Origin of the sequence: Piscinibacter gummiphilus, assembly GCF_032681285.1 — a bacterium.
GTDB lineage: Bacteria > Pseudomonadota > Gammaproteobacteria > Burkholderiales > Burkholderiaceae_C > Rhizobacter > Rhizobacter gummiphilus_A.
The window spans coordinates 2,367,721-2,391,970 of record NZ_CP136336.1 but is presented as its reverse complement, the minus strand read 5'-3'; the positions used below and the strand labels follow the sequence as shown (position 1 = coordinate 2,391,970).

General features: G+C 70.9%; 17 protein-coding genes. 8 read left to right on the top strand and 9 right to left on the bottom strand.

Annotated features, from left to right (window positions below; all coding sequences use genetic code 11):
- Positions 1–91: 91 nt before the first annotated feature.
- On the top strand, positions 92–2,656 hold the full coding sequence (mgtA, locus tag RXV79_RS11200; protein WP_316703501.1) for a magnesium-translocating P-type ATPase: 2,565 nt from the start codon (positions 92–94) through the stop codon (positions 2,654–2,656).
- A 7-nt stretch (positions 2,657–2,663) separates the two neighbouring features.
- Here mgtA and RXV79_RS11195 read toward each other — a convergent pair whose 3' ends face one another.
- Entirely contained in the window at positions 2,664–3,467 is an 804-nt protein-coding gene (locus RXV79_RS11195) for a L,D-transpeptidase (RefSeq protein WP_316703500.1), read from the bottom strand.
- 182 nt (positions 3,468–3,649) lie between these two features.
- Here RXV79_RS11195 and RXV79_RS11190 point away from each other — a divergent pair, with 182 nt between their 5' ends.
- The 3 genes from RXV79_RS11190 to RXV79_RS11180 all read left to right on the top strand — a co-directional run bounded on the left by RXV79_RS11190 (position 3,650) and on the right by RXV79_RS11180 (position 5,619).
- Complete coding sequence (locus RXV79_RS11190) at positions 3,650–4,069, top strand: Hsp20/alpha crystallin family protein (protein WP_316703499.1); 420 nt, start codon at positions 3,650–3,652, stop codon at positions 4,067–4,069.
- Positions 4,070–4,092: 23 nt separating this feature from the next.
- Complete coding sequence (locus RXV79_RS11185) at positions 4,093–5,079, top strand: zinc-dependent alcohol dehydrogenase family protein (RefSeq protein ID WP_316704077.1); 987 nt, start codon at positions 4,093–4,095, stop codon at positions 5,077–5,079.
- A gap of 99 nt (positions 5,080–5,178) precedes the next feature.
- A complete protein-coding gene (locus RXV79_RS11180) occupies positions 5,179–5,619 on the top strand; it encodes a universal stress protein (RefSeq protein ID WP_316703498.1) in 441 nt (146 codons plus the stop codon).
- 21 nt (positions 5,620–5,640) lie between these two features.
- Here RXV79_RS11180 and RXV79_RS11175 read toward each other — a convergent pair whose 3' ends face one another.
- Entirely contained in the window at positions 5,641–7,344 is a 1,704-nt protein-coding gene (locus RXV79_RS11175) for an ABC1 kinase family protein (protein ID WP_316703497.1), read from the bottom strand.
- Between the two features lie 148 nt (positions 7,345–7,492).
- Here RXV79_RS11175 and RXV79_RS11170 point away from each other — a divergent pair, with 148 nt between their 5' ends.
- The 4 genes from RXV79_RS11170 to RXV79_RS11155 all read left to right on the top strand — a co-directional run bounded on the left by RXV79_RS11170 (position 7,493) and on the right by RXV79_RS11155 (position 14,186).
- Positions 7,493–8,335 (top strand): universal stress protein, encoded by an 843-nt coding sequence (locus tag RXV79_RS11170; protein ID WP_316703496.1) that lies wholly within the window; start codon positions 7,493–7,495, stop codon positions 8,333–8,335.
- Positions 8,336–8,345: 10 nt separating this feature from the next.
- The gene (locus RXV79_RS11165; RefSeq protein WP_316703495.1) at positions 8,346–11,021 is read left to right on the top strand and encodes a bifunctional acetate--CoA ligase family protein/GNAT family N-acetyltransferase; all 2,676 of its coding nucleotides are present in this window, start codon (positions 8,346–8,348) and stop codon (positions 11,019–11,021) included.
- On the top strand, positions 11,018–12,814 hold the full coding sequence (locus RXV79_RS11160) for a PHA/PHB synthase family protein (RefSeq protein ID WP_316703494.1): 1,797 nt from the start codon (positions 11,018–11,020) through the stop codon (positions 12,812–12,814). Before RXV79_RS11165 ends, RXV79_RS11160 begins: the two co-directional genes overlap by 4 nt.
- 103 nt (positions 12,815–12,917) lie before the next feature.
- Positions 12,918–14,186, top strand: coding sequence for a cation:proton antiporter (locus tag RXV79_RS11155; protein ID WP_316703493.1), 1,269 nt, complete (start codon positions 12,918–12,920; stop codon positions 14,184–14,186).
- Here RXV79_RS11155 and RXV79_RS11150 read toward each other — a convergent pair.
- From RXV79_RS11150 to RXV79_RS11120, 7 genes are all read right to left on the bottom strand, one after another.
- Positions 14,149–15,831, bottom strand: coding sequence for a hypothetical protein (locus RXV79_RS11150; protein ID WP_316703492.1), 1,683 nt, complete (start codon positions 15,829–15,831; stop codon positions 14,149–14,151). The genes RXV79_RS11155 and RXV79_RS11150 overlap by 38 nt on opposite strands.
- A gap of 80 nt (positions 15,832–15,911) precedes the next feature.
- Positions 15,912–17,579 (bottom strand): hypothetical protein, encoded by a 1,668-nt coding sequence (locus RXV79_RS11145; RefSeq protein ID WP_316703491.1) that lies wholly within the window; start codon positions 17,577–17,579, stop codon positions 15,912–15,914.
- A 104-nt stretch (positions 17,580–17,683) separates the two neighbouring features.
- The gene (locus RXV79_RS11140; protein ID WP_316703490.1) at positions 17,684–18,964 is read right to left on the bottom strand and encodes an NAD(P)/FAD-dependent oxidoreductase; all 1,281 of its coding nucleotides are present in this window, start codon (positions 18,962–18,964) and stop codon (positions 17,684–17,686) included.
- Between the two features lie 11 nt (positions 18,965–18,975).
- On the bottom strand, positions 18,976–20,379 hold the full coding sequence (locus RXV79_RS11135) for a TolC family outer membrane protein (protein WP_316703489.1): 1,404 nt from the start codon (positions 20,377–20,379) through the stop codon (positions 18,976–18,978).
- On the bottom strand, positions 20,376–20,816 hold the full coding sequence (gene trxC, locus RXV79_RS11130; protein ID WP_316703488.1) for a thioredoxin TrxC: 441 nt from the start codon (positions 20,814–20,816) through the stop codon (positions 20,376–20,378). The genes RXV79_RS11135 and trxC overlap by 4 nt, the downstream gene beginning before the upstream one ends.
- 15 nt (positions 20,817–20,831) lie before the next feature.
- Entirely contained in the window at positions 20,832–21,041 is a 210-nt protein-coding gene (locus tag RXV79_RS11125) for a YgaP family membrane protein (RefSeq protein WP_316703487.1), read from the bottom strand.
- The gene (locus RXV79_RS11120) at positions 21,038–24,250 is read right to left on the bottom strand and encodes an efflux RND transporter permease subunit (RefSeq protein WP_316703486.1); all 3,213 of its coding nucleotides are present in this window, start codon (positions 24,248–24,250) and stop codon (positions 21,038–21,040) included. Before RXV79_RS11120 ends, RXV79_RS11125 begins: the two co-directional genes overlap by 4 nt.

The window sequence follows — 24,250 nt, the reverse complement described above, 5'->3', positions numbered from 1 at the left end:
CGGCATGGTCGGCCGGCTCGTTTAACGGCCGCTTAAGTGACTCGCAGGGGCCGGCGAGCCTCTTGTGCCCGAACGTGACATGCGACAACAAATGCATCCCCACGCGAACCCGTCGGCGCCCTCAACCGCCAACCGGCCCGACTGGAGCCTGCCCGCCGACGAACTGCTGCAACGCCACGCAAGCCGCCGCAGCGGCCTCGGCAGCGCCGAGGCGCGGGCCCGCTTGCAGCAGCACGGCCCGAATGCCATCGACGAGCGCACCAGCGTGGCCATCTGGCGGCTGGCGTTGCGCCAGGTGTCGAGCCCGCTGGTGCTGATCCTCGTCATCGGCGGCGCCATCTCGGCGCTGCTCACGAGCTGGGCCGATGCGGCCACCATCCTCGCCATCGTCACCGGCAGCGCGGCGCTCGGGTTCTGGCAGGAGCTGCGCGCCTCGCAGGCGGTGGAGAGCCTGCGCAAGCGCCTGGCGCTCACCGCACGCACCTGGCGCGACGGCACCCCCACGCGCCTGCCCGCACGCGAGCTGGTGGCGGGCGACGTGGTCGAGCTGAGCGCCGGCAACCTGGTGCCGGCCGATGGCGTGGTGCTCGAAGCGCGCGACTTCCTCGTCACCGAGGCGAGCCTCACCGGCGAGACCTTTCCGGTGGAGAAACACGCCGGCCCCCTCGCGGCCGGCGCCGCCCTGCGCGAACGGACCAACAGCGTCTTCCTCGGCAGCTCGGTGCGCAGTGGCTCGGCCACGGTGCTCATCACGCAGACCGGCGAGCGCACGGTGCTCGGCGAGCTGGCCTCGGGCCTGCGACTGCGCGAGCCCGAAACCCGCTTCGCCCTTGGCACGCGCCGCTTCGGCGAGATGCTGCTGCGGGTGATGTTCGTGGTGGTGATCGCGGTGCTGGCGATGAACCAGTGGCTCGGCCGCCCGCTGATCGACTCATTGCTCTTCGCGGTGGCGCTGGCGGTGGGCCTGTCACCCGAGCTGCTGCCGGCCATCGTGAGCGTGATGCTCGCGCGCGGCACGCGCAAGCTCGCGGCGCAAGGCGTGCTCGTGCGCCGGCTGGAGGCGATCGAAGACCTGGGCGGCATGAACGTGCTGTGCACCGACAAGACCGGCACGCTCACCCAGGGCGAGATGACGCTCGATGCGGCCGTCGACCCGCAGGGCCAGCCCTCGCCGCAGGTGCTGCAATGGGCGTATCTCAACGCCGCCTTCGAGACCGGCATCGAGAACCCGCTCGATGCAGCGCTCGTGCGTGCCGGCGAAACGCACTCGCTCGGCACCGCCGGCTGGCGCAAGGTCGACGAGATCCCCTACGACTTCGTGCGCAAGCGCCTCACCATCGTGGCCTGCGACGAGCGCGACGGCACGCGCTGGATGGTGGTGAAAGGCGCGGTGGCCCAGGTGCTCGACTGTTGCAGCCATGTGGCGGCAGCCGACGGCCCGGTGGCGCTCGATGGCGCCTGGCGCACCCGGCTCGACGGCTTCGTGCAGGCCCAGGGCGAGAGCGGGCTGCGCGTGCTCGCCCTCGCCACCCGCCACATCGAGCAGGACAAGGTGACGCCCGCCGACGAACAAGGCCTCACGCTGCAGGGTTTCCTGAGTTTCTCGGACCCGCCCAAGCCGAGTGCCACCCAGGCGCTGCAACAGTTGCGGCGCCACGGCGTGCGCGTGAAGATGATCACCGGCGACAACCGCCATGTGGCGGCGCATGTCGCCCAGCAGGTGGGGCTCGACCCCAAAGCCATGCTCACCGGCGAGGCCATCGCCGGCCTGCGCGACGAGTCGCTGTGGCACCTCGCGCCGCGCACCGATCTCTTCGTGGAGGTCGACCCGTCGCAGAAGGAGCGCATCGTGCGCGCCTTGCAGCGCACGCGGCATGCGGTGGGCTTCCTCGGCGACGGCATCAACGACGCGCCGGCCCTGCACGCGGCCGACGTGGGCATCTCGGTCGACCAAGCGGTCGACGTCGCGCGCGAGAGCGCCGACATCGTGCTCTTGCAGCCCGACCTCGGCGTGCTCTGCCGCGGAGTGGAAGAAGGCCGGCGCACCTTCGCCAACACGCTGAAATACATCTCGCTCACCATCAGCGCAAACTTCGGCAACATGGTCAGCATGGCGCTGGCCACGCCCTTCCTGCCCTTCCTGCCGCTCACCGCCACGCAAATCCTGCTCAACAACTTCCTGTCGGACCTGCCGGCGATGGCCTTGTCGACCGACCGGGTCGAAGCGTCTCAGCTGCGCCGCCCGCGCGCCTGGAAGATGGCCTCGCTGCGGCGCTTCATGCTCGTCTTCGGGCTCACCAGTTCGGTCTTCGACCTGATCACCTTCGCGGTGCTGCTGTGGGTGCTGGCGGCCGACGAGGCCGTGTTCCGCACGGCATGGTTCCAGGTGTCGCTGCTCACCGAGCTGGCGGTGGTGGTGGTATTGCGCTCGCGCGAGCCGGCGTGGACGAGCCCGCCGGCGCCGATGTTGAGCGGCGCGCTGCTCGCTGTCGCGCTCGTGGCGCTCGCGCTGCCCTACACCGGGCCGCTGGCGGCATGGCTGGGGTTCGTGCCGCTGCCACTCGGCGTGTCGGCTGCGGTGGCGGGCATCGTCGTGGCGTATGCGGCGAGCACCGAGCTCGTCAAGCGTTTTGGGCTCGCCAAGGTGCCGCCCTGACGCGCGTTCACGGCGGCATGGCCCAGGCCGGCCGCGCCAGCGCCTCCGAGTCGATCACCACCAGCCAGCGGCCGGCGGCGGCGTGGCGGCGCCGGTCGGGTCGCAGCACCCACAGCGTGCGGCCGGCGTCGAGCGCTTCGTCGTAGTCGGCATCGAGCACGCCGTTGACGTCGATGAACTCGTTGAGCGCAGCCGGGATGCGTATGCAGCCTTTCGACTGCGCCGTGCCGAGGCGCGGCTCCAGCACGTCGGGGTCGGTGGCGTGCACCTGCAGGCGCATCGTGCTCCATGCACGGTCGCCCCAGCCTTTGGGCGCGGCCACCCAGCCGAAATCGAACACACGCATGCCGCGACGGCCATAGCCGCGGATGCCGAACTCGTTGCGCGTGCCTTCGGCGCGGAAGTCCGGGTTGGCGAGCGAGTGCTCGAAGACCCCGAGCGGCGTCGTGAAATGCTCGAAGCGCCCCGGCAGGCCGGTGGAGACCGGCGCGGCGCCGACGAGTGACCACCCCGTCGTGCTGGAACCCCAGAGCACCAACGCCGCCTGCACGGCCGGCGCGCGGTCGACCAGCAGCACGAACTGCTCGCGCAGCAGCACGAGGTCGTGCTTGGCGAGCGCATCGTCGAGCAGCACGCCGTAGGTGGCGACCACGATCTCGGGCGGGTCGAGCGCCCTCGGCACCGACACGGCGAAGTCGCTTCGAAGTGGAGCGTCCGCGGCCACGGCCGCCAGCGCCGGCAGCCACGCGATCAAGAGCGCGGCGACGACACGACGGCAGCGTGCCACGCACGAAGACGGGTTCGTTCCCATGCGCGGCACTGTCGCGCAGACACGCGGCACCACGCTTGCCCGGCATCAAGCCGGCCGGCGATCGCGCACCCCACGCTGCCTTGACGAAGCGCAATCTCCTGACGCCGGAGTTGCCGAAAGATCGGGGCCCCTGCAGGGCTGTGCCCAGCCCGCGCAGACATCCTTCAATCCAGGAGAGCACGATGAATGCACTGACCCGCATCGAGCGAATGAACGATTTCTTCCCCGACTTCTTCCGCGGCTTTCCCCGCGCCCTGCGCCTGCCCGAAGGCCTGCCCAACGACATCCGCATCGATGTCACCGAGACCGACAAGCAATACGAAGTGCGGGCCGAGATCCCCGGTGCGCGCAAGGAAGACATCAAGGTCAACGTCAACCACAACTTCGTGTCCATCAGCGCCGAGATCAAGCGCGAGAAGGAAGAGAAGCAAGGCAAGCGCGTGTTGCTGAGCGAGACCTACACCGGCATGGTGTCACGTGGCTTCGCGCTGGAGCACGAAGTCGACGCGAAGGAGGTCGCGGCCAAATTCGAAGACGGCGTGCTCAAGCTCACGCTGCCCAAACTCGAAGGCAGCGGCAGCCGCACCATCGCCATCAAGTGACCGAAGCCCCGGCCACGGCCACGATGCGCGCCATGCGCTGGCGCGGCAGCGGTCGGCCGCTCGAACTCGTCGAGTGCCCGGTGCCCCGCCCGGGCCGGGGCGAGCTGCTGCTGAAAGTGCTGGCGTGCGGCGTGTGCCGCACCGACCTGCACATCGCCGATGGCGAGCTCGCACCGACGTGCGCCTGTGTCGTGCCGGGCCACGAGATCGTGGCCACGGTCGCGGCCCTCGGCGACGGCGTGACGGGCTGGCAGGCCGGCGATCATGTGGGCGTGCCGTGGCTCGGTTGGGCCTGCGGCGAGTGCGACGACTGCCGGCGTGGCCGCGAGAACCTCTGCGCGCGTGCCGTCTTCACCGGCCACGGCCGCGATGGCGGCTACGCCTCGCACGCGCTCGCCCACGCCAGCTTCTGCATCCCGCTGCCGCCCGAGGGCGACCCGGTCGAGACCGCACCGCTGCTGTGCGCCGGGCTGATCGGCTGGCGTGCACTCAAGGCTGCGGGCGATGACGCGCGCGTGATCGGGCTCTACGGCTTCGGCGCGTCGGCCCATCTCATTGCGCAGGTGGCCAAGGCCCAGGGGCGGCGTGTCTTCGCCATGACCCGCCCCGGCGACACCGCACGCCAGGCCTTTGCGCTCTCGCTGGGAGTCGAATGGGCCGGCAGCACCGACGCCGCGCCGCCCGATGCGCTCGATGCCGCCATCCTCTTCGCGCCCGACGGGGCGCTGGTGCCGCTGGCGCTCTCACGGGTGCGGCGCGGTGGCCGCGTGGTCTGCGCCGGCATCCACATGAGCGACATCCCCGCCTTCCCCTATTCGCTGCTCTGGGGCGAGCGCGAAGTGCGCTCGGTGGCCAACCTCACGCGTGCCGACGCGAAGGAGTTCTTCGACTTCGTGCGCCAGCATCCGGTGCGCTCGCACACCACGGCGTATCCCCTCGACGGGGCCAACGAGGCGCTCGATGCACTGCGCAGGGGCACGTTCGACGGCGCGGCAGTGCTGGTGCCCTGACGAGCCGCCGCGCCTGTCGAGGTTTGCGCCGCATCAAGCTCCCACCGCAGGAGTCGACCTACCTTTGAGCCTCCACGGTCTTGCAACGGAGTCTCGTCCATGAACATCCTGCTCGCTGTCGACGACAGCTCCTTCAGCCGCCACATGCTGGCCTGGCTCGGTGCCCACCCGGAGTGGCTCTCGCCGCAGCATCGCTTTGCAGTGCTGCACGCGCAGACGCCACTGCCGAATGGCCTGCGCCTGCTGCTCGACGAGAAGCAGATCGAGACGCGCTACACGACCGAAGCCAACGAGGTGTTCCGCCCGGTGCGCACCTTCCTCGACCACCACGGCATCCAGGCCGAGTACCTGCACCGCGAAGGGCCGGCAGCCGAGGTGGTCGTCGAGCAGGCCACGCGTTGGCGTGCCGACCTGATCGTCATGGGTTCGCGCGGGCACAGCCCCGCGGGCCAGCTCGCGCTCGGCTCGGTGGTGGCGCGGGTGCTGGCAAGCACCACGGTCCCGGTGCTGGTGGTGCCGCCGCCGCGCGAGCAGTCTTGAAGCACGCCCGGGCGGCGGCGACTACTTGCCGTCGTGCCGCCCGCTGCGCGAGATGGAGCGCAGCAGCCACACCGCGCCCACGCACGCGCCCACGAAGCCGATGAGGCCGAACGCCGGCAGGCCGAAGAGCTTCGGCCCGCCCTGCACCGTCATCACGATGGACGAGCCGACGATCAGCGCCGCCACCACCAGCCCCACGGTGAGGCGGCTGGCCGCCCGGTCGAGCTGGTCGCCCACACGCTCCAGGTGCTTGACCTCGATGTGCACTTGCACGCCACCATGCCGCACGTTTCGCAGCAGGCGCGCCAGGTCGTCGGGCATGGCCGCGAGCAGGCCAGCCAGCCGGTTGATCGACTGCCAGCTGCGCCGCACGATGGCCTGCGGGCGGTAGCGCGCGCGCAGCGCCCGCCTGAGGAGCGGCAACGCCTCGGCCGCCATGTGGAAGTCGGGGTCGAGGCCGCGCCCCATGCCTTCGACCGTCACGAAGGCCTTGATGAGCAAGGCCAGGTCGGACGGCAGGCCCAGCCGGTGGCGCCTCAGGATGCCGGTCACGTCGGCCAGCATGTCGGCCAAGCTCAGGCGCGCGAGCGGCACGCCGTGGTAGGCATCGACGAAGGCTTCGATGTCGCCGTTCAGCTGGGCTTCTTCTTCGGCACTGCCATCGGCCCATTCGAGCAACACGTCGCTCACGGCCGCGGCGTCTCGCTGCACCAGGCCGAGCATGAGCTTGAGCAACTCGTCGCGGCGCTGCGCCGAGAGCCGCCCCACCATGCCGAAGTCGATGAAGGCAATGCGGTTGCCGCTGAGGTAAAAGACGTTGCCGGGGTGCGGGTCGGCGTGGAAGAGGCCGTCTTCCACCACCATCTTCATCACCGCCTGCGCGCCGCGCTTGGCGAGCAGCTTGCGGTCGAGGCCTTCGCCATCGGCGCGTTCCAGCGCATCGCCGGGCAGGCCGTCGATCAGCTGCTGCACGTTGACGCGCTCGTGCGTCCACTCCCAATACACCTTGGGAATCACGATCTCGGGCCGCTCGGCAAAGTTGGCGGCGATGCGCTCGGCCTGCCGGCATTCGTTGGCCAGGTCGAGCTCGCGCCGCAGCGAGCGGCCGAACTCCTGCACCAGCGCCACCGGCCGGTAGGGCTGAAGGTCGGGCCAGCGGCTGGCCGCGATCGACGCCAGCCGCTCCAGCAGGCGCAGGTCGGCCTCGATGACGGGGCGGATGCCGGGGCGGCGCACCTTCACCACCACCTCGGCGCCGTCGTGCAGGCGCGCGCGGTGCACCTGCGCAATCGACGCGGCAGCCAGCGGCGTGGGGTCGAACGAGGCGAAGACCTCCCCCGGCTCGCCGCCCAGGTCTTCCACCAGCTGGTCGTGCAGGGCCTCGAAGGGCACCGCCGGCACGCGGCTGTGCAGCTTCTCGAATTCGGCGATCCACTCGGGGCCGAAGAGGTCGGCCCGCCCAGCGAGGATCTGCCCCAGCTTCACGAAAGTCGGCCCGAGTTCTTCCAGCGCACGCCGCACCTGCAGCGGCGGCGAGAGGCGGGCCAGCTCGGCGGCGCTCGTCCAGTGCACGAGCTGGCCGGCTTTTTCGAGCAGGTCGGCCCAGCCCATGCGGCGCACGGCGTCGCCGAGGCCATGGCGCACGAGCACCGCCACGATCTCCTGCAGGCGGGCCAGCTCGCGTGGCCTCGAAAGCGTGCTGCCTGACATGGCGCGGTCATTCATGCGGGCGAGTCTAGGGCCTGTGTGCACCGCCTCGCCACCGGCCGCGGGCCGCGCCACTGCCGCGAACTTGATCCCGCGCAAGCCCGCGGGCACAGCAGCGTGTGAACCTCTGCACACCACACCCGCCCACCCTCGCCAGGAGATCACCATGACCTACCGCAGCCTGCTCGTCCTGCTCGACGACGACCCCTTGTGCGCCGCGCGCGTCAAGGTGGCGATCGACCTCGCCCGCAACTTCGAGGCCCACCTCACCGGCGTGGCCCCCACCGGGCTCGTGGAGCTGCCGATCTCGGTCGAGGCCGCCACCGTGGTCACCGAGCTGGCCGAGGCGGCACAGGCCGAGCTGGGCGACCGTGCCCGTGCCGCCGCGCAGGCCTTCGACGCCGCCTGCGTGGCCGCCAAGCTCAGCGCCTGCCGCTCGGTCGTGCTCGAGGCCGAGCCGGCCGACGCCCTGCTGCGAGAGGCACACAGCCACGACCTCATCGTGCTCACCCAGCCCGACCCGGCCGAGACGGGCTACACGATGCGGCGCGCGGTGGTCGAGCGCCTGGTGCTCTTCAACGCGCGGCCCACGCTGCTGATTCCCTATGCCGGCACGGTGGAGGCCCCGTTCCAGAACGCCCTCGTCGCCTGGGACGGCAGCCGCGAGGCCGACCGCGCCATCGCCGATGCCCTGCCCTTCCTGCGCAAGGCGCGCCGCGTCGACGTGGCGGCCTGGCGCGAAAACGGCCTGCTCGCCGACACGACGCCCAACGCGGAACTCGAAGCCCTGCGCGAATGGCTGGCCCGCCACGGCGTCACCGCCACGGTGCGCAACGAAGTGGCCTCGGCGCCGATCGCCGACGCGATCCTCTCCCGCACGGCCGATCTCGACACCGATCTCCTCGTGATGGGCGGCTACGGGCACACCCGCTGGACGGAGCGCCTGCTCGGCGGCGCGACACGCGGCGTGCTGGCCACGATGACCGTGCCGGTACTGATGTCGCGCTAACGTCCCAACGATGAGCATCCGCCACCTCGACCGCCTGCTGGAGCCCCGGTCCGTTGCCGTCATCGGTGCCTCCGGGCGGCCGGCGAGCGTGGGTGCCACCGTCTGGAACAACCTCCAGGGCGGCGCGTTCGCGGGCCCGGTGTGGCCGGTGAACCCGAAGCACCGCACGCTCGGCGACACGCCCGTCTTCGCACGCGTCGAAGACCTGCCCGCCCCGCCCGACCTCGCCGTCATCTGCACGCCGGCCGCCACCGTGCCCGGCCTGATCGAAGAACTCGGCCGCCTGGGCACGCGCGCGGCCATCGTGATGACCGCCGGGCTCGACCGCGACACACGCCAGGCCATGCTCGCGAACGCGCGGCCTTACCTGCTGCGCGTGCTGGGCCCCAACTGCCTCGGCCTGCTGTCGCCACGCATCGGGCTCAACGCGAGCTTCGCGCACGTCGACGCACGGGCCGGCAGCCTCGCCTTCGTCTCGCAGTCGGGGGCGCTGGTCACGGCCGTGCTCGACTGGGCGCGCCCGCGCGGCATCGGCTTCTCGCACATGATCTCGCTCGGCGACCACGCCGACGTCGACTTCGGCGACCTGCTCGACCACCTGGCGAGCGACCCGCACACGCGCTCCATCCTGCTGTACATCGAGTCGGTGGAGTCGACGCGCAAGTTCATGTCGGCCGCACGCGCCGCCGCGCGCAACAAGCCGGTGGTGGTGGTGAAGGCCGGCCGCGGCGCGCGGGGTGCGGCCGCGGCGGCTTCCCACACCGGCGCGCTCGCCGGCTCCGACCTCGTGTACGACGCGGCGATCCGCCGCGCCGGCATGCTGCGGGTCGACACCCTGCAGGAACTCTTCGTCGCCGCCGAGACGCTCACCCGCTTCGGCCACAACCAGGACGACGAACTCACCATCGTCACCAACGGCGGCGGTGCCGGCGTGATGGCAGCCGACGCCGCCGAGCGGTCAGGCGTGCGCCTGGCCAACCTGAGCCCTTCCCTGCTGGCCGCGCTCGACGAGAAACTGCCGGCCACCTGGTCGCGCCACAACCCGGTGGACATCATCGGAGACGCACCTGTTCAGCGTTATGTCGACACGCTCAATTGCCTGCTCGCCACGCGCGACGCCGGCGCGCTGCTCTTCATCCACGCCCCCACCGCCATCGTGCGCAGCGACGACATCGCCCGTGCCTGCCTGCCGGTGGCGCAGAAGGCGAGCGGCCGGCTGCTCTCGTGCTGGCTTGGCGACGATGCGGTGTTGCCCGCGCGGCGCGTCTTCGAAGAAGCCGGCATCGCCGACTACGCCACGCCCGAGCAGGCGGTCGCCGCCTTCGCGATGCTCGGCACCTACCGCCGCAACCAGGCGCTGCTGCTCGAAGCGCCCGCCGTCAATGGGGTTGCCGAGCCCGCCCTGGAGACCGCGCGGGCCATCGTCGCGAAAGCGATCGAGCAGTCTCAGCTGATGCTCGACGAGGCCTCGGCGAAAGCGCTCATGCGCGCCTACGGCATCGGCGTGGTCGAGACGGTGGCGGTGCCCCCCGATCCGCAGGCCGCGGTGGACGAAGCCTCGCGCCTGGGTTTCCCGGTGGCGCTCAAGATCCTCTCGCCGCAGCTGTCGCACAAGTCCGACGTGGGCGGCGTGCGCCTCGGGCTGCGCAATGCCGACGAGTTGCGCGCCGCCGCGCGGCAGATGCTCGACACCATCCGCGCGAAGCGCCCCGACGCGCAGCTCGAAGGCTTCACCGTGCAGCCGATGGTGGCGCGCCCGCATGCGCAGGAGCTCATCATCGGTGCGAGCGTCGACCCGGTGTTCGGCCCTGTCATCCTCTTCGGCCAGGGCGGCACGGCAGTCGAGGTCATGGCCGACCGCGCACTCGCGCTGCCGCCGCTCAACCGCGTGCTGGCGCGCGACCTGATCTCGCGCACCCGCGTGGCCCGGCTGCTCGCCGGCTACCGCGACCACCCGCCCGCGAAGCTCGATGCGATCTGCGATGTGCTGGTGGCCGTCTCGCGCCTGCTGGCCGATCTGCCGGAGATCGCCGAACTCGACATCAACCCGCTGTGGGCCGACGCCGACGGCGCCATCGCCCTCGATGCCCGCGTGCGCCTGAGCGCCGCGCCCGTGGCCGGTGCGGCGCGCTTCGCGATCGCGCCCTACCCCGCGGGGCTGGCCACGCGTGTCACCTGGCACGGCCGCACGCTGGAGCTGCGCCCCATCCGGCCCGAGGATGCCGCGATCCACGCCACCTTCGTGGCGAGCCTGTCGCCGGAAGACCTGCGCTTCCGCTTCTTCAGCACACGGCGCGAGCTGCCACCGAGCGAACTCGGGCGGCTCACGCAGATCGACTACGACCGCGAGATGGCCTTCGTCGCCATCGATGCACATGGCGCCGGCACGCCCGAGATCCTGGGCGTGGCACGGGCCGCCTGCGACCCCGACAACGTCGACGCCGAGCTCGGTGTCGTCGTGCGCTCCGACCTCAAGGGCCAGGGCCTGGGCACGCTCTTGATGGACCGGCTCACCGACTACCTCGTGGCGCGCGGCACGCAGCGCCTCGTGGCTCTCGTGCTGCACGACAACAGCGCCATGCGCGACCTGGCGCACGAGCGCGGCTTCGTGCGCGACGAGGGCTGGCGTGACCCCGGCAGCCTGCGCCTGGTGCTGCCGCTTCAACCCTTGCCCACCGCCACATGACGACCGCTTCTCCCCCCTGGCCCGGCCTGCGCGAGCGGCGCGACAGCCCCTGGCTTCGCGAGGCCGCCGCCCGCGCGACCGACGCCGCCGCGCCCACCCCGCCGATCGACCGGACCTGGCCCCTCGACAGCCCCTTCCCCACCACCGTGGCGCCGACCACCGCATTGGGCGCCTTCTTCGACTGGTGGACCAACCTCGCCGCGTCGCCCGCCAAGCAGACGGAACTGGCGCGCGAGGCAGCGCAGGTGGCGGCCGACATCTGGTCGGTGTGGCACGGCCGGAAGGTGATCGACCCGTTGCCGCAGGACAAGCGCTTCGCCGACCCGGCCTGGCAGCAGATGCCCTACCGGGGCCTCGCGCAGAGCTTTCATCTGTGGCAACGCTGGTGGCACCACGCCACGACCGGCGTGCCCGGCATCACGCGCCACCACGAAGACATGGTGAGCTTCGCTGCACGGCAATGGCTCGACATGGTGGCGCCATCGAACTTCGTGAGCACCAATCCCGTCGTGCTCAAGCGCACTGCCGAACAGGCCGGCCTCAACCTGTGGGCCGGCGCGCAGCACGCCCTCGACGACCTGCGCCGCGAGGTGGCCGACCTGCCTCCGCTCGGCGCCGAGCGCTACAAGCCGGGTGTTGAGGTGGCCATCACGCCGGGCCGCGTGGTCTTCCGCAACCGGCTCATGGAGCTGATCCAGTACGAGCCCACCACGCCCACCGTCCACCCCGAGCCGGTGCTGCTGGTGTCGGCGTGGATCATGAAGTACTACGTGCTCGACCTGTCGCCCTCAAATTCGATGGTGCGATTTCTCGTGGCGCAAGGCTTCACCGTATTCGCAATCTCGTGGAAGAACCCCGGCAGCGACGACCGCGACCTCGGCATGGACGACTACGCCCGCCTGGGCGTGCTCGAGGCGCTGCAGGAGATCTCGCGCATCGTGCCCGGCGCCTCGGTGCACGCCGCGGGCTACTGCCTCGGGGGCACCTTGCTGTCCACCGTGGCGGCGTGGATGGGGCGGCAGGGTCGCACGCATGCCCGGCTCGCGCCGCTCAAGACCGTGACGCTGATGGCTGCGCAGACCGACTTCACCGAGCCCGGCGAATTGGCGCTCTTCGTCGACGAGGCGCAGGTCGCCTTCCTCGAGCGCCTCATGGCACGGCGCGGCTACCTCGACAAGCGCCAGATGCGCGCCACCTTCCAGCTGCTGCGCTCCAACGACCTGGTGTGGTCGCACCGGCTGCGCAGCCACCTGCTCGGCGAGCGCGAGTCGATCAGCGACCTCATGGCCTGGAATGCCGACGGCACCCGCCTGCCCTACCGCATGCACATGGAGTACCTGCAGGGCCTCTTCCTGCACAACGCACTCGCCCGCGGCGAGTGGCGGGTGCAGGGCGCGCCGGTGCACCTGTCGGACATCCGCGTGCCCGTCTTCAACGTGGGCACGGTGCAGGACCACGTCGCGCCGTGGCGCTCGGTCTACAAGCTGAACGCCCTGTGCGACGCCGAGCAGACCTTCGTGCTCACCGCCGGCGGCCACAACGTGGGCATCGTCAACCCGCCTGGCAACCCGGTGCCGTCGAGCTACCGCCTGCACACCCGGCAGGCCACCGACCCGCTGCTGACACCCGACGAGTGGCTGGCCGCGACGCCCTTGACACCTGGGTCGTGGTGGACGGCCTGGGCCGCCTGGCTCGGCCAGCACTCCGGGCGCCGCCGCGCGCCGCCGTCGCTGGGCGCAGGGCGCACCGCGCCGACGGAGCGGGCCCCGGGCCTCTACGTGCTGGAGCGCTGAACGCGCCGACCGCGTCAGGCGGAGTGTGGCCGGCGTGGAAGGTCTTTGGGGCCGTGCCCTAAGATCGCCCGCCGCGCCTTTGGCCTCGGCAGCCCATCCCCGCATGCATTCCATCGTCGATTTCCTGCCCACCGGCTGGCCCGAGAGCAATCTCATGATCGCCTTCGGCGTGCTGCTCGCCTTCGGCACGCTGGGCGGGCTGCTTGCCGCACGCGTGCGCTGGCTGCCCACCATCACCGGCTTCATGGCCTGCGGCCTCGTGATCGGGCCGAGCGGCATTGGCCTGCTGCCGCAGAGCACACTCGACGGGGCGCGCGTGCTGGTCGACATCGCGCTCGGGCTCATCCTCTTTCGCCTGGGCGCGGCGCTGCACCCGTGGGCGGTGGTGCACGACCGCCGCTTGCTCATCACGAGCCTGGTGGAAAGCCTCGCCACCTTTGCCGCCATCCTCGGGCTGATGCACCTGCTCGGCGCCTCGCACACGGTGGCCACGCTGGTGGCGGCGATTGCGGTGTCGTCATCGCCCTCCGTCCTGATCCACGTGGCCGACGAGCTGCACGCGCGCGGCCCCACGATCAAGGCCGCCATGTCGCTGGTGGCGATCAACAACGTGCTGGCCTTCGTGCTGTATTCGATGACGCTGCCGCTCGCCCTGGAGAGCGCACGCTTCGAGCCGCTGGCGGCACTGGCGCTGCCGGCGTATCAGCTGGTAGGCGCGGTGATCGTCGCGCTCGGTGTCGGCTTCGTCACCACGCGCATCGCGCGGCAGACACGCCGCAACGAGCAGCACTTGCGCTTCGCGTTGCTGGTGGGCGCGGTGATGCTCTCGCTCGGTCTGGCGGTGGCCTTGCGCGTGTCGACCCTCTTCACCGCGCTCGCGCTGGGCATCGTGTGCCGCTGGCTGCAAGGCCGCTCGCGGCTCACGCGGGTGGAGTTCGGCGGCGGGGGCGACGTGTTCTTCGTGATCCTCTTCGTGGTGGCCGGCGCGAACCTGCACCTGTCGGACCTGGTGGAACATGCCCCGGCGGCCCTCGGCTTCGTGCTGATGCGCTGCCTCGCCAAGGCGGTGGCCGTGTATGCCTGCGGGCGGGCGTTCGGTTTCGCGCACCGCCGCTCGACGGCGGTGAGCCTGATGCTGCTGCCGATGGCGGGGCTCGCGATCGGCCTTGTGCAATCGACGGCCGGGCTGGTGCCCGAACTCGGCGCGCAGGTGGGTGCGGTGGTGCTGGCAGCCGTGGCCGTCTTCGAGACGTTCGGCCCGCCACTCGTGGCCTATGCCTTGCGCCTGTGCGGCGAGGCGCGGCCGGTGGACGATGCCGCGCCGCAGCCCGGCGTTACGCCGTCTGCAGCAGATGGATCAACACATCGATGACGTCGCGCCCGCCCGGTGAACGCAGGCGGTGCTGGCGCAGCGTGCGCGCGAGTTCGCTGGTGCCGAGCTGGCGGTAGTCGGAGCGGATGAGGATGCCCGCGATGGCGCGCTGAACGTCGAGCGAGCGCGCCGCCGGGAAGAGCCGCGCGATCGCCTGCAGGCTCTGCGCATCGGCCAGGCGCTGCTTGGCCAGGGTTTCGAGGGCGCGTGTCTGCGCTGCTGGCGACGTCATGCGGCCGATGCCGGCCGCGATGGCCCGCACTTCCGCCACGTCGGCCAGCGGCCGGTGCCGCAGGTAGACCTGCGCCACCGCCACGTCGTTGTCGCTCGCGCTCGTGAGGGCGCGCAGCGTGCGTTCGTGGCCGGGACGGTCGCCCAGGCAGGCGAGTGCCGCCGAGTGCGCCACGTTGTCGGGCCGTGCGCCGCCGAGGGCGAGCACGTTCGGCGCGAGCGGCGCCTCCTGCGCCGCCACCTTGGTGCAGATGTGGTCGACCTCATGCAGCCCCAGCGTGCCGCGCGACATGCGCGTGGCCACCATGCGGACGAATTCGGCCTGCTGCTCTTCGGCGCTGAGCCAGCCCAGGCCGTGGGCGAGCGCCATCATGCGGGTCTGCGCGCTGGCGCGGTCGGCATCGCGGGCGAGTTCGAGGAAGCGGGTGCGGGTGCCGTCGTCGCGGCGGATGCGCTCCAGCGCGGCAGCCACCTCGGGCTGGCGGCGCTTCTCGGGCCCCACGCTGGCAGCAAAGCGCTCCAGGTGGTCGAGGAACATGCGCGACTCGGCGGGGCTGCGGCGCAGCATGGCGTGCAACGATTCGACCTTGGCGGCATCCGAGGTGCGGGTGTCGGTGAAGCGGCACATGTCTTCGCGGTAGCCGCTGCGGGCTTCCGATGCGTCGATGCCGCGCGTGGACACCATCGAGGTCGGGCCGAAGAGCTGCAGCAGCGTCGGGCTGGCGCGGCCACCGGCCACCTCGCCCACCGGGGCCGACTGGAAATAGCGATCCATCAGCGGGCCGGCGTAACGGCCGAGCGGCGCCTTGGAGGCAAAGCCGTAGAGCAGCGGCACGTCCTTGAAAATGGTGCGCAGGCGGTCGCGGTTGCTCTGGCCGTATTTCACGTTGAGCGCGGCGGCCACACGTTCGGCATCGGTGGGCGTGTGGCCGGCGCGCGTGAGGCTGCGCAGCACCTCGCCTTCCGCCACGTGGCGCGGGTCGTCCTTCAGCGTGTTGCAGCCGAAGAGGTAGACCTCCTTCACATGCGCGAGCACGCCGTCGCACGAGTTGCTGCACGACGCACGCTCCAGCTCGGTCACCGGGAGGTTGTCGCGGTCGCCGAGGCGGTCGGTGTAGAACTCGGTGCCGTCGTCGAAATGCCCCGAGATGACGAGCGCATCGCACTGCACGCCGCTGCGGCAGGCGTTGGCGAACCAGTCGGGCTGGTTGCTCTGCACCAGCTCCACGAAGCGGTAGTCACCCGCCGGCAGGTGGCGCTTGAAGCTTTCACGCTCGTCGGACGAGTTGATCGTGATGGTGCAGACCGTCTTGGGCTCGGCGCGGGCTGCGTGGGGCAGCACGGCCGCCAGGGCCGACAGCAGCAGAGCGCCAGCGCGGGGCAGGCCGCGGAGCACGGCGAGGGGGTACAGCATGCCCGCGAGTTTTCCACGGCATGCGCGCCCGCGGGGCAGATGTAACCGAATCTTCGTGCGCTTTGCTCACCCAGCGGCGTTCAGCCGTTCTCGAGTCGCGACAACAGCGCGTCCACCATCTCGCCGCCGCGGCCAGCCGGGCGCTTGCGGTGCTGCGAGAGCACCTGCCGCAGCTCGGCGGCGTCGATGGCGCGGCGGTCGGCGCGGATGAGCACACCGGCGATGGCGTTCTGCACCTCCACAGAGGGCGTCTTCGCGTACTGCTCCGAGAGTTTCATCAGCACCTCGCGGTCGGACACGTAGTGCCGCCCCACCACTTCGAGCGCACGCACCTGGGCGTCGCCGGCCGGCATCTCCACGATGCGCTGCGTGAGCCGCCGCAACTCGGCCACATCGGCGATGGGCCGGCGCCGCAGGTAGGCCTGGGCGGCCTGCACGTCGGCCTCGCGGGCGCTGGCCAGCGCGTCGAGCGTCTGCGCACGGCCCTCGTTGCTGCCGAGGCAGGCGCGCATTGCGGCATGGGCCACGGTGTCGGCCGCACCGCCCGACACCACGCGGCGCGAGAAGGCGCCATCGAGTTCACCGTCTTCGTTGAGACGGCAGGCGAGATCGATCTCGGAGATGCCGACCGTCTTGCGCGCCTGCAGTTCGCCCAGCATGAGCGCGAGTTCCTGCCAGCGCTGGTCGTCGTCGAGCCAGCCGAGGTTGCGCGCGAGGTTCACCAGGCGCACGCGGGTGGGAGCCTGGGCGGCTTCGCGCTGGCTGGCGAGAAAGCGCTCGCGGGTGGCGCTGTCGTGGGCGATCTCGGACAGCTCGCGTGCCACGGCGGGCTGTGCGCGGGTCTTCTCGTCGAGCGAGCCGGCCAGGCGCTGGATGCGGTCGAGGTAGCGCATGGCGCTGCCGTCGGGGCGGCGCATGAGCTGGTGCACGAAGTCGAGCTTGCCGGCCACCGGCACGCGTTCGTCGGCGAAGCGGCACATGTCGCCGCGGTCGGCCATGGCCGCCTCGCCACGCTTGGCGCCAGGGGCCGAGGCGAGCGAGAACACCGAGAAGGCGCGCAGCAGCGCCGGGTCGGCGCGGCCGGTGCCGATCTTGGGCTTGCGCTGGCGCAGGTGGCGCTCGAGCGTGTCGGCCGCGATGGGCCCGAGCGGCGCGGTGGAGGAAAAGCCGTAGATGACCGGCACGCCGGCAAAGAGCTGGCGCATGCGGTCGCGGCTGCTCTGGCCGTGGCCGGCGTCGCCGAGCAGCTTGAGTTCGGCGTTGGCCTCGCCGAGCGAGCGCCGCTGCCGCACCGACTCGTGCACCGCCTCGGCCGAAGCGCTGCTCTGCGCGTGGCGGCTGAGCGTGTTGCAGCCGAAGAGATAGACCTCCTTCAACTGCGAGAAGAGGCTCGGGCACGAGGCGCTGCACGAGGCGCGCTCCAGCTCGGAGACGGTCACGAACTCGTGCACGTCGAGCTGGTCGGAAAAGAATTCGTTGTCGCCGTCGAAATGCCCCGACACCACCAGCACGTCGCAGCGGGTGGCGGCGCGGCACGACGAGGCCAGCCAGTCGGAGCGCCCACGCTCGACGAGTTCGACGAACTCGTACTTCGAGGCCGGCAGGTAGCGCCGGAACACCTCTTTCTCGTCGGGCGAGTTGACGGTGACGGTGCACACCGTCTGCTTGCCGCCGGCGGGGGCTGCCCCGGCCGGCGACAGCGCCGCGGTCGCGAGCCACAAGAGGAGCAGGAAGGCGGGCTTGAGCATGGCAGGCAGGAGGATGGGCGCAGATCCTTGAAACAGTTTTTAACCCACCAGCAACCGGCGTGCCGCCCCTTGCCGGCAAAACCCGCACCGCCGACTGACCCGCGTCAACTCCGCTCGGTGAGCCGCGTGATGCCGAGCGCCTTCAGCACGTATTTCTCATAGACCGGCTCCGAATTTCCGGTCTTCATCTTGTGCAAGAAGTACTTCTCGAACGCGATCTTCGCCAGGTGCACCCATTTGCCCTTCTTGAACCAGTTCACGTTGCGCGGCGGGATCTGCGGCAGCGCCACGAAGGCGGCGCCCGTGTCGCCCATGTCGGCCAGGCAGATCGCGTTCCAGGTGCCCTTGGCCGTGGCGGGCTCGCCTCGGATGTCGGCCACGATGTTGTGCACGATGGCGGTGACCATCGACTCGATCATGTAGCCCGTCTTGGGCGCGCCGGTGGGCACGGGCGTGGCTTCGACCGGTGGGATGGCCACGCACACGCCGGCCGAGAAGATGTTCTTGTACTTCTTGCTGCGCTGGTGCTCGTCGATCAGCACGAAGCCGCGCGGGTTGCAGAGGCCTTCGACCGCGGCCACCGGGTCCACGCCCTTGAAGGCGGGCAGCATCATGCTGAACTTGAAGGGAAGCTCGTGCTCCTTCTTGACCTGGCCCATGTCGTCGAGCTCGGTCACGAACATCTTGCCGGCCTCGACCTTGGTGACGCGCGCGTTGCAGATCCACTTCACGTCGTGGTTGCGCAGCTCGCTCTCCAGCATGCTCTTGGAGTCGCCCACGCCGCCCAGGCCCAGGTGGCCGATGTAGGGCTCGCTGGTGACGTAGGTGATGGGCACCTTGTGGCGCAGGCGGCGCTTCTGCAGGTCGCGGCTGAAGATGAAGGTGAACTCGTAGGCCGGGCCGAAGCAGCTCGCGCCGGGCATCGCGCCGATCACCGCGGGGCCGGGGTCGTCGAGGAACTTGCGGTACTCGGCGAGCGCATGTTCGGCATGGTCGACGGTGCAGATCGACTGGGTGAAGCCGCCCAGGGGGCCCGCACCCGGCACCTCTTCGAACGCGAGCCGCGGGCCGGTCGCGATCACGAGGTAGTCGTAGGCGATGCGGCTGCCGTCCTTCAGCTCCACCGCGTTGCCTTCGGCGTCGAGGCGCACCACCGGCTGCGCGATGAACTCGATGCCCTTGGCCCCGAGCGCCGGCCCGATGGGCAGCGTGATCGCCTCGCGCTCTCGCCAGCCCACCGCCAGCCAGGGGTTGGACGGTACGAACTGGAAGTAGTCGACCGCGTTGATGACGGTGACGCGGTGCTCGCGGCCGAGCGCTGCCTTCAACTCGTAGGCAGCCGGCATGCCGCCGATGCCGGCACCGAGAACGACGATGTGAGCCATGTGGGCCTCCTTCAGGAGCGGGTGGATTGCAGCAGCGCGTTGGCGCGCTGCACGGCGGCGTCGTCCAGCTCGCCGGCCAGGGCGGCAAGCTGCAGACGATGGACGATGAGACGTGTGCGCGCTTCGAGCAGCGCCAGCTCGGCGGCCGAGGCGTCGTTCTCGGCGTTGAGCAGGTCGAGCGTGCTGCGGTCGCCGGCCCGCAGGCCGACGCGCGTGGCGTCGAGGCGGGCGCGACTGGCATCGAGCGCGGTCGCCAGCGCCGAGATTCGGCTCTTGCCGACCGCGAGGTCGAGCCAGGCGGCGCGGGTCTGCTGGGCCACGCGCTGGCGCGCCTGGTCGAGGGTGGCCTGAGCCTTGTCGGTGAGCGCACGGGCTTCGGTGGCCTGCGCGCTGCGCATGCCGCCGGTGTAGAGCGGAACGGCCAGCTGCACCCCCACCGCGCGGTTGCGCGCGGTGTTGCTGGCGGTGCCGAAATCACCATCGCCCGACAAGCGCTCGCGCGCCACCTGCGCTACCACGTCGACGGTGGGCGAGAAGGCTGCGGCCGACGCCCGCGAGCGCGCCTCGGCCGAGCGCAGCGATGCCTCGGCGAGCTTGAGCTCGAGGTTGTGCCGCTCGGCGCGGGCCAGCCAGTCGGGCAGCGTGCCGATGTCGTCGACCGGCGTGCCGCCCGGCAGCGCGAGCGTCTCGGTCGGGTCGTTCAGGCGCGCCACGCCGGTCAGGTCGGCGAGTGCGTTGCGGGCCAGGTCGAGCTGGGTCTGGGCGGCCAGGCGCTCTGCGTCGAGCGAGGCCGCGCGCGCGGTGGCCTCGTGCACGTCGGTCACGGGGCGGTCGCCCAGGCGGAAGCGGTCTCGCGCTTCGGTGGCGGCCTTGTCGACGGCGCGTTGCTGGCGCTGCAGCAGCTGCAGCCGCTCGGCGGCGAGCGCCGCATTGAAGTAGAGCTCGGCAGTGCGCAGCATCAGGTCCTGCCGCGACCGGGCCCACTCGTGCTGGGCGGCATCGGCCGCGATGGCGAGCGATTCGGCCTGGGCGCTGCGCTCGCGGTTGTAGACGGGCTGGCGCAGGCCGAGTGCGTAGCGGGTGGCGGTGCCGCCGTGCACGGAGGTGTCGAACGACACGCCGGTGGCCGAGCCGAAGCCGGGGGCCGAGAACTGCGCGCCGCGCGTGGCGGTCTCGCCGTTGGCGTACGACACACCGCCTTCGAGCACGACGTTCGGCCGCCACAGGGCCTTGGCTTGCTCGCCACGTGCCGCGCCCGCCTCGCGCGAGGCGCGGGCGAGCGCGGCTTCGGGCGCATGCTGCTCGGCACGCTGCCAGGCCTGCATCAGGTCGAGCGACCAGGCAGAGGGTGCAAACAGCACCGCCCCTGCGGCCACGACGACCGCCGATGCGCGCAGGCGCGGCGGGCGTGTCATGACGCCGCTCCGGCCGCGGCGAGCTGCGACTGCACCCAGCGCTGGATGTCGCGCGCCGCCATGGCGCCGCTCTGGCGCGCCACCTCCACCCCGCGGTGGTAGAGCACCATCGTCGGGATGCTGCGGATGCGCTGGCGCACGCTCGCCTGCGGTGCGGCCTCGGTGTCGACCTTGGCGAAGCGCACGTTCGGCATCTGCGCCGCGGCCTGCTCGAACTGCGGCGCCATCATGCGGCACGGACCGCACCAGGCCGCCCAGAAGTCGACCAGCACCGGCAGCTCGGTGCCTTCGATGAAGCCTGGAAAGCGCTCGTCGCTGAGCGCGACAGGCTTGGTGGCCATCAGCTCGGTGCTGCATCGGCCGCAGATCGGCGCATCGGCGAGGCGTTGGTCGGGCACGCGGTTCTTCGTGCCGCAGGTGGGGCAGACGAGTTGCATGGCAGGCTCCGGCGATCAGCAGCCCGCGGGCACGCCCAGCTTGCGCAGGATGATCTCGAGCGGGCACCAGCGCGTGATCGAGCTCTGCAGCAGGTTCACGCCCACGAAGGCGGTGAACGCGAGCCACCAGGTACTCACGAAGAGCATGCTGCCGGGCACGCCGAGCGCGAGCGACAGGAGGATGAAACTGCCTGCGAACAGGCGGACGAGTTGCCATGAGGTCATGACGGGGCTCCTTCAGTTGAAAGTGGAGACGGCTGCGGCACGCTCTGGCGCCGGTAGGCCACGAAATACAGCAGCGGGATCACGACGAGCGTGAGCACCGTGCTGACGAAGATGCCGAAGATCAGCGAGATGGCGAGCCCGTTGAAGATCGGGTCGTCGAGGATGAAGAAGGCGCCCAGCATGGCGGCCAGGCCCGTGAGCAGGATGGGCTGCGCGCGGGTGGCGGCCGAGCGCACCACGGCCTCTTCGAGCGGCATGCCCTGCGCGACCTGCAGCCGGATGAAGTCGACCAGCAGGATGGAGTTGCGCACGATGATGCCGGCCAGCGCGATCATGCCGATCATGCTGGTGGCGGTGAACGGCGCGCCCAGCAGCGCATGGCCCGGCATCACGCCGACGATGGTGAGCGGGATGGGCGCCATGATGATGAGGGGCGTGAGGTACGAGCCGAACTGCGCCACCACCAGCAGGTAGATGAGCACCAGGCCCACGGCATAGGCGGCGCCCATGTCGCGGAAGGTCTCGTAGGTGATCTGCCATTCGCCGTCCCACTTGAGGGCGTAGTCGCGCCAGGGGTCGGTGGGCTGGCGGATGAAGGTCTCGCCGAGCGTGCCGCCGCCCGGCGTCTTCACCTGCGCCAGGGCGCTGCGCATCTTGAACATGCCGTAGAGCGGGCTGTCGACCGCGCCCGCCATGTCGCCCACCACGTAGTGCACCGGCAGGCCGTCCTTGTGGTGGATGGGCTGCTCGCGCAGCGTGTCGCTCACCGTCACCAGCTCGCGGATGGGCACGACCTGCCCCGCCGCACCGCGCACGCCGAGTTGCAGGAGCGCGTTGAGGTCGCCGTGGCTTTCGGCGGGCAGCTGGATCGTGGCGGCTGCGGGGTACTTGCTCTGGTCGTGCAGGTAGGCCGCGGCCTCGCCGGCCAGTCCCGCGCGCAGCGTGCTCACGATGGCGGCCTGCGGCACGCCGAGCATCGCGGCCTTGCGGCGGTCGACGAGCAGCAGCTTGCGCGGCGCATCGGCGATGCCGGAGTCGTCGACGTCGACCACACCGGCGGTCTGCTCGAACACCTTGCGCACGGCCTGCGCCACCTCGCGACGACCCTGCGCCTCGGGGCCGTAGACCTCGGCCACGATGGGCGAGAGCACCGGCGGGCCGGGCGGCACTTCCACCACCTTCACGTTGGCGCCGTGGCGCTGGCCGATCTGCTGCAGCGCGGGGCGCAGGCGCGTGGCGATGGCGTGGCTCTGCTCGCTGCGGTGGTGCTTGTCGACGAGATTGACCTGCAGGTCACCCACCTCGCCACCCGAGCGCAGGTCGTACTGGCGCACGAGGCCGTTGAAGTTGATGGGCGCGGCGGTGCCGGCATAGGCCTGGTAGTCGGTGACCTCGGGCTGCGCGGCTACATGGGCGCCCAGCTCGCGCAGCACGGCGGCGGTGCGCTCGAGCGGCGTGCCGGCCGGCATGTCGACGATGACCTGGAACTCCGACTTGTTGTCGAAGGGCAGCATCTTGAGCACCACCAGGCCCACGGCGGGGAGCACGAGCGAGATGGCGATCAGGCCGGCCACCGCGAGGCCGAGCAGCTTGCGGTTGCGGCCCCCTTGCCGGGCGTCGAGCAGCGGGCGGAAGATGCGGTCGAACAGCGGGCCGAGCTTGGCGGCCAGCCCCTTGGGCTCTTGATGTGCATGGCCGGTGTGCTTCATCCACAACCGGGCGAGCCACGGCGTGACGACGAAAGCGATGGCCAGCGACAACAGCATGCCCATGCTCGCGTTGATGGGGATGGGGCTCATGTACGGGCCCATGAGGCCGCTCACGAAGGCCATCGGCAGCAAGGCCGCGATCACCGTGAGCGTGGCAAGGATGGTGGGGCCGCCCACCTCGTCGACGGCACCAGGGATCAGCTCGGCGAGCGTCTTGTCGGGGTGCAGCGCCATGTGGCGGTGGATGTTCTCCACCACCACGATGGCGTCGTCGACCAGGATGCCGATGGAGAAGATCAGCGCGAAGAGCGACACCCGGTTCAGCGTGAAGCCCCAGGCCCACGAGGCGAAGAGCGTCACCGTGAGCGTGAGGATCACCGCGCTGCCCACGATGGCGGCCTCTCGGCGGCCGAGCGCCACGAAGACGAGCGCCACCACGGAAGCCGTGGCGAAGAGCAGCTTCTGGATCAGCTTCATCGCCTTGTCGTTGGCGGTGGCGCCGTAGTTGCGCGTCTCGGCCACCATCACGTTGGCGGGGATCAGCGTGTTGCGCGCGGCCTGCACGCGCTGCATCACCGCATCGGCGACGCTGATCGCGTTCTCGCCGGGCTTCTTGGTGATGGCGATGGTGACCGCGGGTGAGTCGCCCTCCTTCGTGCCATGCCACACATAGCGCTGCGGCGGCAGCGGGCCGTCGGCCACACGCGCCACGTCTTGCAGGAAGACCGGCTTGCCATTGCGCACGCTCACCACGAGCGAGCCCACGTCGCGTGCATCGCGCAGGAACGGGCCGGCCTCCAGCGCCACCGAGCGGTCGCCGCCCAGCAGCTCGCCCACCGGCGTGCCGAGGTTGGCCGATTGCAGCGCCTGGCGCAGCTCGGCCACGGTGACGCCGGCCCCGGCCAGGCGCGCCGGGTCGATCTCCACGCGCACCGCGCGGCCCGGGCCGCCGACGGTCGAGACCGTGCGCGTGCCGGGCACCCGCTTGAGCTCGGCCTCCAGCGTGTGCGCCACTCGCTCCAGGTCGGCGGCACCGGTGTCGGCGTCTTTCGCGTAGAACGTGAGCGTGACGATGGGCACGTCGTCGATGCCCTTGGGCTTGACGATGGGCTCGCCCGCGCCCAGGCCGCGCGGCAGCCAGTCGGCGTTGGCATGCACGGTGTCATAGAGCCGCACCAGCGCCTCGGTGCGCGGCACGCCCACCTTGAACTGCACGGTGATGACCGCGAGGCCAGGGCGCGACACGCTCATCACGTGCTCGGTGCCGGCGATCTGCGACAGCACCTGCTCGGCCGGCGTGGCCACCATCTGCTCCACGTCGGCCACCGACGCACCCGGGAACGGGATCAGCACATTGGCCATCGTGACGTTGATCTGAGGCTCCTCCTCGCGCGGCGTGACCATCACCGCGAAGGCCCCCAGCAGCAGCGCCACCAGGGCCAGCAGCGGCGTGATCTGCGCCGACTGGAAGAAGCGCGCGATGCGACCGGAGACGTTCAC

What these genes read in the sequence shown, in the direction of transcription:
- mgtA (WP_316703501.1), top strand. Translation starts at nt 92, where the DNA reads ATGCATCCCCACGCGAACCCGTCGGCGCCCTCAACCGCCAACCGGCCC.
- RXV79_RS11195 (WP_316703500.1), bottom strand. Translation starts at nt 3,467, where the DNA reads ATGGGAACGAACCCGTCTTCGTGCGTGGCACGCTGCCGTCGTGTCGTC.
- RXV79_RS11190 (WP_316703499.1), top strand. Translation starts at nt 3,650, where the DNA reads ATGAATGCACTGACCCGCATCGAGCGAATGAACGATTTCTTCCCCGAC.
- RXV79_RS11185 (WP_316704077.1), top strand. Translation starts at nt 4,093, where the DNA reads ATGCGCGCCATGCGCTGGCGCGGCAGCGGTCGGCCGCTCGAACTCGTC.
- RXV79_RS11180 (WP_316703498.1), top strand. Translation starts at nt 5,179, where the DNA reads ATGAACATCCTGCTCGCTGTCGACGACAGCTCCTTCAGCCGCCACATG.
- RXV79_RS11175 (WP_316703497.1), bottom strand. Translation starts at nt 7,344, where the DNA reads ATGAATGACCGCGCCATGTCAGGCAGCACGCTTTCGAGGCCACGCGAG.
- RXV79_RS11170 (WP_316703496.1), top strand. Translation starts at nt 7,493, where the DNA reads ATGACCTACCGCAGCCTGCTCGTCCTGCTCGACGACGACCCCTTGTGC.
- RXV79_RS11165 (WP_316703495.1), top strand. Translation starts at nt 8,346, where the DNA reads ATGAGCATCCGCCACCTCGACCGCCTGCTGGAGCCCCGGTCCGTTGCC.
- RXV79_RS11160 (WP_316703494.1), top strand. Translation starts at nt 11,018, where the DNA reads ATGACGACCGCTTCTCCCCCCTGGCCCGGCCTGCGCGAGCGGCGCGAC.
- RXV79_RS11155 (WP_316703493.1), top strand. Translation starts at nt 12,918, where the DNA reads ATGCATTCCATCGTCGATTTCCTGCCCACCGGCTGGCCCGAGAGCAAT.
- RXV79_RS11150 (WP_316703492.1), bottom strand. Translation starts at nt 15,831, where the DNA reads ATGCTGTACCCCCTCGCCGTGCTCCGCGGCCTGCCCCGCGCTGGCGCT.
- RXV79_RS11145 (WP_316703491.1), bottom strand. Translation starts at nt 17,579, where the DNA reads ATGCTCAAGCCCGCCTTCCTGCTCCTCTTGTGGCTCGCGACCGCGGCG.
- RXV79_RS11140 (WP_316703490.1), bottom strand. Translation starts at nt 18,964, where the DNA reads ATGGCTCACATCGTCGTTCTCGGTGCCGGCATCGGCGGCATGCCGGCT.
- RXV79_RS11135 (WP_316703489.1), bottom strand. Translation starts at nt 20,379, where the DNA reads ATGACACGCCCGCCGCGCCTGCGCGCATCGGCGGTCGTCGTGGCCGCA.
- trxC (WP_316703488.1), bottom strand. Translation starts at nt 20,816, where the DNA reads ATGCAACTCGTCTGCCCCACCTGCGGCACGAAGAACCGCGTGCCCGAC.
- RXV79_RS11125 (WP_316703487.1), bottom strand. Translation starts at nt 21,041, where the DNA reads ATGACCTCATGGCAACTCGTCCGCCTGTTCGCAGGCAGTTTCATCCTC.